At 62.8% G+C, this 11,280-nt stretch carries 9 protein-coding genes and 4 pseudogenes; 11 read left to right on the top strand and 2 right to left on the bottom strand.

Annotation, left to right across the window (positions count from 1 at the left end):
• Positions 1–3: 3 nt before the first annotated feature.
• Complete coding sequence (locus IPL75_13410; GenBank protein ID MBK9241223.1) at positions 4–150, bottom strand: dodecin domain-containing protein; 147 nt, start codon at positions 148–150, stop codon at positions 4–6.
• Positions 151–1,298: 1,148 nt separating this feature from the next.
• Here IPL75_13410 and IPL75_13405 point away from each other — a divergent pair.
• The 8 genes and pseudogenes from IPL75_13405 to IPL75_13370 all read left to right on the top strand — a co-directional run bounded on the left by IPL75_13405 (position 1,299) and on the right by IPL75_13370 (position 7,086).
• A complete protein-coding gene (locus IPL75_13405; protein MBK9241222.1) occupies positions 1,299–1,679 on the top strand; it encodes a hypothetical protein in 381 nt (126 codons plus the stop codon).
• Positions 1,680–1,857: 178 nt separating this feature from the next.
• Positions 1,858–2,848, top strand: a pseudogene (locus IPL75_13400) (hypothetical protein).
• Positions 2,845–3,951: pseudogene (locus IPL75_13395) on the top strand (carboxylate-amine ligase). Before IPL75_13400 ends, IPL75_13395 begins: the two co-directional pseudogenes overlap by 4 nt.
• Positions 3,952–4,345: 394 nt before the next feature.
• The gene (locus IPL75_13390) at positions 4,346–4,663 is read left to right on the top strand and encodes a Uma2 family endonuclease (GenBank protein MBK9241221.1); all 318 of its coding nucleotides are present in this window, start codon (positions 4,346–4,348) and stop codon (positions 4,661–4,663) included.
• A gap of 124 nt (positions 4,664–4,787) precedes the next feature.
• Positions 4,788–5,778, top strand: a pseudogene (locus tag IPL75_13385) (aminopeptidase).
• Positions 5,778–5,954 (top strand): hypothetical protein, encoded by a 177-nt coding sequence (locus IPL75_13380; GenBank protein MBK9241220.1) that lies wholly within the window; start codon positions 5,778–5,780, stop codon positions 5,952–5,954. The pseudogene IPL75_13385 and the gene IPL75_13380 overlap by 1 nt, the downstream one beginning before the upstream one ends.
• Positions 5,951–6,112, top strand: a complete 162-nt coding sequence (locus IPL75_13375) for a hypothetical protein (protein ID MBK9241219.1) — start codon at positions 5,951–5,953, stop codon at positions 6,110–6,112. Before IPL75_13380 ends, IPL75_13375 begins: the two co-directional genes overlap by 4 nt.
• On the top strand, positions 6,058–7,086 hold the full coding sequence (locus IPL75_13370; GenBank protein ID MBK9241218.1) for a hypothetical protein: 1,029 nt from the start codon (positions 6,058–6,060) through the stop codon (positions 7,084–7,086). Before IPL75_13375 ends, IPL75_13370 begins: the two co-directional genes overlap by 55 nt.
• Positions 7,087–7,127: 41 nt before the next feature.
• Here IPL75_13370 and IPL75_13365 read toward each other — a convergent pair.
• Positions 7,128–8,753: pseudogene (locus IPL75_13365) on the bottom strand (ABC-F family ATP-binding cassette domain-containing protein).
• 434 nt (positions 8,754–9,187) lie between these two features.
• Here IPL75_13365 and IPL75_13360 point away from each other — a divergent pair.
• The 3 genes from IPL75_13360 to IPL75_13350 all read left to right on the top strand — a co-directional run bounded on the left by IPL75_13360 (position 9,188) and on the right by IPL75_13350 (position 11,217).
• Positions 9,188–9,517, top strand: a complete 330-nt coding sequence (locus IPL75_13360) for an RNA-binding protein (protein ID MBK9241217.1) — start codon at positions 9,188–9,190, stop codon at positions 9,515–9,517.
• A 120-nt stretch (positions 9,518–9,637) separates the two neighbouring features.
• Entirely contained in the window at positions 9,638–9,838 is a 201-nt protein-coding gene (locus IPL75_13355; GenBank protein ID MBK9241216.1) for a hypothetical protein, read from the top strand.
• Between the two features lie 80 nt (positions 9,839–9,918).
• Positions 9,919–11,217 (top strand): DUF481 domain-containing protein, encoded by a 1,299-nt coding sequence (locus IPL75_13350; protein ID MBK9241215.1) that lies wholly within the window; start codon positions 9,919–9,921, stop codon positions 11,215–11,217.
• Positions 11,218–11,280 lie beyond the last annotated feature (63 nt).

Here is an 11,280-nt window from a genome sequence, read left to right as displayed (position 1 = left end):
TCATCAAGTACGAAGGTCACCACAGTTGACCTGATACTCGGTCACGCGGCCGTCGTCGCACCGCACGTGCTGTTCCTTGATCCATGCCCCACGGATGTTCCGGAAGCGTCTTGCCAGCGCGCGCCAGGCCCCGCTGAATGGCGTCCTCAAACTCTTCGTGGATGTGGAATCATCCGCTCACCTTCGCTACCGGACATAGTTGTCCTCCTGAGTGTCTGCCAAACGCCCAAGGATACGGCGGAACGACGGGCGCTCGAAGTGCGGAACAGCACACTTCTGGGCAGGTGTGATCAGGAACCAAACAGCCAGACCATCGCCTCAGGTGCAGTCGCTTCGCCCAGCGATCCTCGGAGTGGTCGCCGAGCGGATCGTCGGCACCGTTTACGTTGCCGGCACGATGCTGATCCCAACAGCAGGCGCCGCAATTTGCACGTTGGCCGCGGTTTGCCGGCCCTCCTTGAGCCCGACGGCGCCAGACCCGCGTCGCCGGCGCGAAGGGCTGGCGACGCACCCGCGTCATCATCACCGCCTCGTCCCACCAGAGTGACGGAGACATGACCAGCAGACGGCCAAAGGCTGCCGTGGATACCGCTGGGCGATGGCCGCCGTCACCAGACCGCCCAATGAGGAGCCGCCCATCGCCAGGCGGCCGGCCTGGGTGTCAACGCCGTATTCGGCCCCAGAAACGGCACCAGCTCTTCAACGACGAATCGCCCGTAGCGCGAGTCTGGCTGGCGCCGGAATGGTTGCCCTCGGTGTGGGGCTTCTCTATTTCTGCGATCCTTCCTCTGCGGCATGGTCGATGCCTGCGATGACCAACGGAGGCCCTCCTCCACCAGGCGGGCTGCGGTTTGCACACCCGCCAGGTCATCACGCCGGGACGATGGGCCCGCTCTGCCGTCAAACAGGTTCTGCCTGTCGCAAAATCAAGAGCGGCGTCGGTGCCGGACCTCGGGACTCCGGGACCCGGGACCCTGACACGGCCTCAGCCCCGTCCACGGTGACGTGACGGGGCCCGGAAATCCATTCAGAAGGAAACGTCGACGCAGCATCAGATGACGTAGTATCGGCGACATGAGTCGCGAAAGATTCACCGGTGGTTTGCACGAGACCCGAACCGACATGAAATGTTGACGTTTGGGCTGCTGCCGGGCGTCCTGTGATCGTCTTCCCTACCTCAATGTGGGAGCCTTCCCTGAATACGAAGACCGGGGCATGGTGGACGCGCTGGCGGACAAGATTGGCGCAGGGGCCCTCGTAGCTGTTCTGCGTCTCAAGTGTGGACGCTGAGAGCTTTTATGCCGACTCGATCCATCCTCACGACCGCATCCAGCGGTATTCTGCAATATGAACGCTACCTGACCGGAGAGGTGGTTCCGTTCATCAAAGGACGAACGGGAAGCGACACCGCAGGGGTGACCGGCTGCAGTTTTAGGCGGGTACCACGCCCCCGACGATGGCGCTGCGGCATCCGGATGTGTTTACGTCGTGCATCAGCATGGGAGGCGTTGTTCGACATCATGCGGTTCCCCGCCAACGGCTATTCCGATACCGACGCCTACCTGCTGTCGCCGCCGCTCTTCCTGCCTAACCTGGAAGACTCTGGTTTCCTGGACCGCACCGCCAGAACAAATGGTGCTGGTCACCGGCGAAAACGACATCTGCCGGGCCAGCACTGAAGAGGCCGCGCGGCTCCTGGACCAGAGCGGCATTCCCAACAGTCTTCGCGTATAGGTCCACGGTTCCGGGAGCACGATTGGCCGGAATGGAAGAAAATGGCGGCAGTCTACGTGCCGTAGACGCGGTCCCGGGTCCAGAGTCCAGAGTCCAGGGTCCGAAGGAAAGGGATTTAGTAAAATGGCGGGATTGATTGGTGTGTTGTTCGGGATGGAAGAGACGTTTGCCGGCGCGCTGGTGGAGCGGATCGAATGGCATGGTGTGCCCGGGGTGTCGGCCGAGTTCGTGAACATTGACGACGTCCGCATGGCCGAACCGTGCGGCTGCCGCGATCGTGGATCGCATTTCGCAGGACATCCCGTTCTACCGGTCCTTCCTGAAGAACGCGCGTGCTGAGCGGCACCGCGGTGATCGACAACCCGTTCTGGTGGAGCGCGGACGACAAGTTCTTCAACCCCGCCCTGGCCTCGAAGCTCGGCGTCGCCATCCCGCCCACCGTCCTCCTGCCGCACAAACAGCATCCGCCGGACATCAGCGGCCTCTCGTTGCGCAATCTGGCCTACCCGCTGAACTGGCAGGACGTCTTCGACTACATCGGTTTTCCCGCCTGGCTCAAACCCCACAGCGGCGGCGGTTGGAAGAACGTCTTCAAGGTCCACTCGCCCAAGGAATTCTTCGCGGCCTACGACCAGACGGGCACCTGTGCATGACTTTGCAGCAGGGCATCGAGTTCGAGGACTACTATCGCTGCTACGTCATCGGGCAGGAGCAGGTGCACCTGATGCCTTACGACCCGCGCCGGCCACACGCCGAGCGCTACGTGAAGAACGGCCCGGCCATCCCCGCCGCCATGCGCGAGCGCCTCACGCGCGACTGCCTCACGATCTGCCGCGCCCTGGGTTACGACATGAACACGGTCGAGTTCGCCGTGCAGGGTGGCGTGCCCTACGCGATTGATTTCCTCAACCCCGCGCCCGACGCGGACCTCGCCTCGGTCGGCGAGGACAACTTCGACTGGATCCTGGACGCCATGGCGGACCTCGCCCTGCGCGAGGCCGCAGCGCCCCCTGCCGCCGGCCAGTTCCGCTGGGACTTCCTCAATCCCAGCCCGGCAGCGGCCTCGGGAGCCGCGCCTGCGTCCGCCAAGGCAAAGACCAAGAAGGCCAAATGAAGCCCAGCCTCACCCTCGGCATCGAGGAGGAATACCAGACGATTGACCCGGAGACGCGCGATCTCCGGTCGCACATCGGCACGGAAATCCTCTCCCGCGGCCAGACGCTGCTGCATGAGGCGGTGAAGGCCGAGATGCACCAGTCGGTGGTCGAGGTCGGCACCGGCGTTTACCGCACGGTGGCCGAGGCGCGCCATCTGACCCGCGACCTGCGCCGCCAGATCATCCGCCTGACCGGCGAACACGGCCTGCTGATGGTCGCCGCGGCCACGCATCCGTTCGCCGATTGGAGCGGCAGGACATCTATCCGGCCGACGACACGCCATGCAGGTCGTGGAGGACTTGCAGATGGTGGCGCGCGCCAACTCTCATCTTCGGCTTGCACGTCCACGTCGGCATCGAAGACCGCGAGGAAGCCCATCCATTTGATGAACGAGGTGCGCTATTTCCTGCCGCACATGCTGGCGCTTTCGGCAATTCGCCCTTCTGGATCGGGATGAACACCGGTTTGAAGTCGTTCGCTGCAAAGTCTTTGATCGTTTTCCGCGCACCAACATCCCCGACACCTTCAGCTCCTGGGCCGACTTCGAGAACTTTGTTTCCCTGCTCGTCAAGACTCGATCGATCGACAACGCCAAGAAGATCTGGTGGGACGTCCGGCCGCACCCGGTCTTCGACACGCTCGAATTCCGGATCTGCGACATCCCTCTGCGCGTAGAGGAGACAATCGCGATCGCGGCGCTCATCCAGGCGACGATGGTCAAGCTCTACCGCCTGCACGCCAAGAATCAAAGCTGGCGCCGTCTGCAGCCGCGCCCTGCTGATGGAAAACAAGTGGCGCGCCTCGCGCACGGCATCGACGGCATGCTCATCGACTTCGGCAAGGAACGCGAAGTCCCCGAACGCGAACTGCTCCTCGAATACCTCGATTGGGTGGACGATGTGCTGGATGAGTTGGGATCGAGGACGCCGTGAACGTGGTGCGGTGGATCCTGGAAAACGGCACCGGCGCAGATCGCCAACTGCGCGTCTACGAAGAGTCCGGCCACGATCTCAAAGCCGTCGTCAATTACACGATCGCGGAAACGAGACACGGACTTTAGAGTCCAGAGTCCAGGGTCCAGAGTCCAGGGCTTGCCTCGCCGTAGCCTTGGCGAAGGCGGGTCCTGTCATAACAATTTTCAACCTACCGCCGTTTCTTCTTGACCTCTCGGCGACGACGATGGCACCGTCGTCGTCACGGAACACATCGAAGGAGTTTTTTCGGCTGAGACCGAGCCGCAGCCGGAGGCACGCTCAACGTATGCGCTGCCGCGTGAACCACGATCAGGAAACACCCCACGCCCAGGTCAGGAGGGTCGAAGATCGCCGAGTACTTTGCCACCCCAGAACAGCTGATTCCGCAGGAGTTGATTTATGGCGTCATGCGCGTGGCGGACGCGCCGTCTGTGAGCCATCAGCGCGTGGTGTTGCGGCTGGCCACAGCCCTGCAGGCGCATGCGGAACAGACACACGCCGGAGAGGTGTTTGTGGCGCCCATCGACGTGGCATTTCGACCGCGCTCAGGCCCTGGTGCTGCAACCGGACTTGCTGTTCGTCTCGGCATCGCGCGGCGATATCGTCACGGACCGCATTCATGGCGCGCCGGATCTGGTCATCGAGGTGCTCTCTCCGCGTCCGCGAATCGGCGAACTTGACGAACGCGTGGGCTGGTTTGCCCGTTATGGGGTTCGGGAAATCTGGCTGGCTACAACCAGCACGAGTCGCAGCTCCATGTTCTGGCCTCCGAGGACGGCGCGGTCTGCTCGCGTGTGACGTTCCGGGGCGAACGCGCCCATTGAGTCCCACGTCCTGCCCGGCTTCAGGCGGACGATTCGGTCTGTGCTGGAACGCGCATAACACGGCCCGCTCCGGTGATATCCTCGACTGCCGGAGATGTATGTCGAGTGAACTTCAGCCTGGCGCTGAGAATGCCATCAAGGTCTGCCTGAGCGTCCAGCCTCATGTGCGAGTGACGGTCATTACCGATCGGGAAACGCGGGACATCGCAGACGCCCTGATCGAAGAAATCACGAACGTTGGTGCTGAATACGCGCTCTTCGTATTGGAAGACGAGGCGGCCCGCCCCCTCAAAGACCTGCCGCCGCGGATTGCCGCGGACATGGAGCTCAGCCAGGTCAGCATCTTCGCGGCGCGGGTGCAGGCCAACGAGCTTGGTTCCCGCATGCAGATGACCGACATCGTCAATCGACGACGCATGCGGCATGCGCACATGGTGAATATCAACCGGCAGATCATGCTCGAAGGCATGCGGGCCGACTTCCACAAGGTGGATGACATCAGCGCGCGGGTCATCGGCAAGGTGCGGTCGGCGAAAAAGGTCAGGGCCACCACGCCGGCGGGCAGTGACTTCACGGCGGACCTCAATCCGGATTATCGCTGGGTGAAAACCAGCGGCCTGATCTCCCCTGAAAAGTGGGGCAACCTGCCCGGCGGCGAGGTCTTCACAAGCCCCGGCGAAGTGAACGGCACCTTCGTCATCGACGGCGTCGTCGGCGACTGGCTGTGCGACCGCTACGGCAACCTCAAGGACACGCCCCTGACGGTGCGCATCGAGAAGAACCGGCTGGTGTCGGCCGAGTCATCCAACCAGGCCCTGCGCGACGACTTCTGGGCGTACGCACACGGATGAAAACAGCGACCGGGTGGGTGAATTCGCGATCGGCACGAACATCCAGCTGCACGAGATCATCGGCCACATCCTGCAGGACGAAAAATTTCCGGGCATCCACATCGCGTTCGGCAACCCGTACGGCGCGCACACCGGAGCCGATTGGTATTCCTCCACACACATCGACGTGGTGGGCGCCAACTTCGACATCTGGGTGGATGACGAACAGATCATGGACCACGGCCGCTTCCTGATCTGATGCTGGCCTGGGCGCGCGACCGCTTTAATCAGGAATTCACTGAGGAGCAGTACCGCGCGTTTGTGGATGCCGTCACCACCGGCGCGGGCGTGCCGATAGAGTTCAGGCTCTCAGAAACACCCTGCTTCTTCCCATCGTCACTGCTGGACTCCTGGTTGAGGCCGCGCAGGTCATGACGCGGCAACTGCTCAACAACGCCGCGTATCGCACGGCGGCTGACGCGATGGTCCCCGAGCGCTTCCGCCTGGCGAATGGCGAAACGCTGCCCACGTGTGTGCAGTGGACTTCGGCCTTGTCCGCGCCGACTCCGGCGCGATCGAAGGCCGACTGGTAGAGCTGCAGGCGTTCCCGTCGCTCTACGGGTTCCAGATGCTGCTCGCGGAGGCCGCACTTGGGCATCTGGGAGAGAGCGGGCATCTCGGACTTGAAGGGGACGGGTCTCGATCTGTGGCGGGAGAAATGACCTCTGAGGTCAGACCTCAGAGGTCTTATGGCCACAGATCGAGACCCGTCCCCCTCTCTTCCCCGATCTTCACCCCGTACCTGAGCGGCTTGAACCGTGATTCCTATTCGGAGTTGCTGCGCAGGACCCTGGTTGGTGAACATGACCCCGCGTCAGTCATCCTCATGGAGATCGAGCCGCGGCGGCAGAAGACGCTGCCTGATTTCACGGTGACCGAGAACACGTGGGGCATTCGTCCGCTCGATACGCGCGAGATCATCCGCGAGGGCCGGCGCCTGTTCTACAAGCGCGATGGTGTGCTCACGCCAATCGTACGCATCTACAACCGGGTGATCCCCGACGAACTCGAGCGCTCAGGCGCCCCGATGCCGTTCGACTATCGCGACGATCTGGACGTGGAGTGGATCGGCGGCCCCGACTGGTTTTTCCGGATCAGCAAGTTCTCAATCCCGTGGATCACACACCCGTGGGTTCCCGAGACGCACTTTCTCTCGAACGTGAAGGCGATGCCGGATGACCGCGATGAATGGCTGCTGAAGCCGCTGTTTTCATTCGCCGGCGGCGGCATCATCTTCAGTCCGACCAACGCGGACATCGCGGCGATTCCCGACGACCAGCGACATCTGTACGTGCTTCAGCGGCGCGTGGCTTTCACCCCGCTCATCCGCACACCGGCTGGAGACACGCAGGCCGAGTTGCGGATCATGATGGTGCGCGAGGGCGACGGCTACCGCGCGGTGATGCCGCTTGTGCGCATGGGCCGCGGCAAGATGATGGGCGTGGACCATAACAAGGGGCTGCGCTTTGTCGGCGCCTCTGCCGCGCTCATGGAAATGGGGAACTGAGGAACTGAGGAACTGGGGAACTGGGGAACTGGTGGCGGGTGTCACGAATGGATCCCAGGCGCTTCATGGCCCGTGCGCTCAACGTATTCCACATACGACCCCGGAAACAGGTGCGGCACGGCGCCGCTCAGTTCCAGCACCCGCGTGCTCAGGCCGCGCAGGAATGATCGATCGTGCGAGACGAAGACCATGGTGCCCTCAAAGTCCTTGAGCGCTTTGATGAGCATGTCCTTGGTCGCCAGATCGAGGTGATTCGTCGGTTCGTCGAGCACGAGCAGGTTCGGCGGATACATCAGCATGCGCGCCAGCACGAGCCTGGACCGTTCGCCGCCCGAGAGTGACCGGATCTTCTTCTCGACTTCGTCACCCGAAAACTGGAACGCGCCGAGCAGCCCGCGTAACGCGCCGACGGTCTCGCCCGGAAAGTCGTACTGCGCCTGCTCCCAGATGGTGCGGTCGGGGTCGAGGAGCTGCAGCGCCTGCTGCGCGAAGTAGCCCATCTGCACGCTGGCGCCGATACGCACCTGGCCCGGAGTCGGGCTCGAGCGCGCCGGCGATCATACGCAACAGTGTGGTCTTGCCCGCGCCGTTCGCGCCCATCACCGCCCAACGCTCACCGCGCTGAATGGTCATCGACAGCCCGTCGGCCACCACGGTCTTGCCGTACGCCTTGTGCAGATCCTCGACCATGACGACTTTGTCGCCGGACCGTGGCGGCTGGCGGAAGTCGAAGTCCACCACCTTCCGCTTCTTCGGCAACTCGAGTTTCTCGATCTTGTCGAGCGCCTTCACCCGGCTCTGCACCTGGGCCGCCTTGGCCGCATGCGCAGCGAAACGATCGATGAATCGCTGCTCCTTCGCCAGCATCGCCTGCTGCCGCGCGTACGCGGCCTCGCGATTGGCATCGCGCACCGCACGCTCGCGCTCATAAAAATCGTAGTTGCCGGCGTACACCGTGATCTCGCCGTCATCGATCTCGGCCACGCGCGAGACGATGCGGTTCATGAATTCGCGGTCGTGCGACGTCATGAAGAGCGCGCCCGGCATGGACTTGAGGAAGCTTTCGAGCCAGATGATGGACTCGATATCGAGGTGGTTCGTGGGCTCGTCCATCAGCAGGACGTCCGGGCGGCCGAGCAGGACTCGCGCCATCGCCACCCGCATCTTCCAGCCGCCCGACAAGGCACCAACGTCGCCGTCGATCCGGCTGTCGCTGAACCCCAGGCCGTGCAGCACCTCGCGGGCCTGGCTTTCAAGGCCGTAGCCCCCGAGATGGTCGTATTCTTCCTGCACCTCGCCAAAACGCTCCAGGATGCGGTCCATCTCGTCGGCCCGGGCCGGGTCGCCCATGGCCACCTGGAGGGCCTCGAGTTCGTGGTGGAGGTCGCCCAGACGCCCGCTCCCGGCAATGGCCTCGTCAAGGACCGACCGGCCCTCCATTTCCTCAACGTCCTGGCGGAAGCTTACCCGACGGTCAGCTTCCGGGGCACCGTCACGTCGCCCTCTTCCGGGCTCTCTTCGCCCACAATCATGCGAAAAAGAGTGGTTTTGCCCGACCCGTTCGGCCCCACCAGGCCCACTTTGTCCCCGGGATTGAGCTGGAAGTTAGCCTCCACGAACAGGAGCTGCTTGCCGTACTGCTTGGAAATGTTGGAAAACGAAATCACAGGATGATCCTATCGGAGTGGCGAGACGGATGTCGGGGTCCTGGGGTCCTGGGGCTTGCCACGCCGTAGCCGCAGAGCGGCGGAGGCGGGTCCCGGAGTCAGATCCAGCGTGGGGGAAACCAGAAGAAGGATGACAGGAGTGCAGGTTCCAGAATTTCGCCATTTCGGACATTTGTGCCATTTCGCCATTTACGCGGCAGGGCAAGGCGGGTCTTTGCGATTTCCCTCGTACCCTGCTAACCTGTGGTTTCCGCTGAAGGTTGGCCTCCGAGCTATGCCCGCGTTGGAAGTCCTGGTATCAGAACCCCCACGTGATCGCACTACGCAAGTGGAACGGGAGTCCGTTCCGGCTGTTCTTCCGCGAGCAACTGATCGGGCATTCAGCCTGATGAGGCGCCCGGCCCGCAGGGGTCGTCTTGGCGCAGGAGTCGATCATGGGTCGTAAACTGGACGTCGGTAATCTCCCCTACACCACCACCGAAGACGAGCTTCGTGACTTGTTCAGCCAGGCTGGTGCCGTTGACACCGTGAATGTTGTCCGTGACAACGCCACGGGCCGTGCGCGCGGATTCGCGTTCGTCGAAATGGCGACTGATGCGGATGCGCAGAAGGCCATTGAGCAGTTCAACGAGCAGCCGATGGGCGGCCGCAACCTGGCCGTGAACGAAGCGCGTCCGAAGCCCCAGTTCGGTGGCGGCGGTGGCGGCGGCTACGGCGGCGGCGCTGGTGGCGGCGGCAATCGTCGTCGCGAACCGCGCTGGTAAGACCACGCGGCATATTCTGGACCCGGTCGCCATGGGCGACCGGGTCATTCGTTTTTCAGGCACGACCCAGCAGGCGATTTCCGGAGGTCCTCAGTGAAGGTGTACTCAAAAGGCGCGCGAGTGTCACAGCCAAACTACGGACCGGGCACGGTCACTGATGCCGACACGCATCACACAGTGATCGACTTCGACAACCACGGCCTCAAGCGGTTCGTGACCACGATGGTGGCGCTCGCCCCCTCGAGCGAACCCGCGCCGGAGAAGGCCAAGGCCACCCGCCGCAAGAAGGCCACCAAAGCGACCAAGGCCGCAGAAGCCTAGCCATCAGTAGACCGACCCCGAATCGTTCGGTATCGGTCACTACCAAACCGGGGATGGGCGTACGCGTCTAATCCCCATCAATGACAACCCGATCCACGCTTCTGGCGCTGCTGTGCCTTATCTGCAGTGCCCTCGCCATTCCTGCGCGCGCGCAGACCGCCGAGCCTTCGCCCACCCAGCCACAGTTACTCCGGGTCTTTGTCGACTGCTATGAGTGCGACACGGATGCACTCAGGCAGAACGTTCAGTTTGTTGACTATGTTCGAGACCGTGCGGTTGCGGACCTTCACCTGCTGGTCACCACTCAGAGCACAGGCGGCGGTGGCACGGCATGGACCGCGAAATTCATCGGCCTGGGACGCTTCGACAAAGTCGATCGGACACTGACGTTCAACACGGCGCAAACGGCCACGAGCGACGAACGCCGCAAGGAATTCACCCGCATCTTCAAACTCGGCGTGGCCTCCTATGCGGTGGACTCATCGGCGGGTGCCCAGCTCGACGTGCAGTGGGTGAAACCCACCGAGGCGAAAGCTGCCCTGCCGGCGAAGGATCCCTGGAACTACTGGGTCTTCCGCACGAACCTCAGCGGCAATCGCGATGGCGAGGAATCGGCAAACTTCAGCTCGTACCGCATGAGTTTCTCGGCCAACCGCACCACCGAAGCGTGGAAGATCAACCTCTCCACCAGCGGCAGCTACAACAAGAGTGTGTTTGATCTCGGGGAAGAGGACGGGGGAAAGATTGAAAGCACATCGGACAGCTGGAGCGTCAACTCCCTCGTCGTGAAGAGCCTGGGACCCAGGTGGTCCATCGGCGGTCGCGCGTCCGTGTCGCACTCGAGTTTCTCGAACAGCGACCGCGTCTTCACTGTGGCGCCCGGCCTGGAATTCAGTTTCTTTCCCTACAGCGAGTCGTCCCGACGGAGCCTGACTACGCTTTACACCATCGGCGCCAGTCACTACGACTACAAGGACGCCACGATCTTCGACAAGTTGAAAGAGACGGTGCCGGACCACTCTCTCGCCACACAAGTCAGCTTGCGCCAGCCCTGGGGCTCCATGTACGCCAGCGTCACCGTCTCGCAGCACCTCAATGAGCCCGCGCGACATCGCGTTTCTACGTACGCCAGCGCGGACGTTCGCCTGTTCAAGGGATTTTCATTCAATCTGTACGGCGGCTACGATCGCATCCGCGACCAGATCTCGCTGCGCAAAGGCGGGGCCACACCTGAAGAGGTGTTGCTGCGCCGGCGACAACTGGCCACCGGGCACAGCTATAACCTCGGCTTTGGCATCAGTTACAGCTTCGGCTCCATCTTCAATAGCGTCGTGAACCCCCGATTCGGCGGAGGCGGCGGGCACTTCATCTTCTTCTAGCTGCGGCATTTCGTAGCGCGCGCTGGTCCTCAAGCGCGCGGGTGTTCGCGGCCTTGAGACCCA

It is taken from the genome of Acidobacteriota bacterium (genome assembly GCA_016716905.1).
Lineage (GTDB): Bacteria > Acidobacteriota > Vicinamibacteria > Vicinamibacterales > SCN-69-37 > SYFT01.
This window is presented reverse-complemented; position numbering and strand designations above follow the sequence as displayed.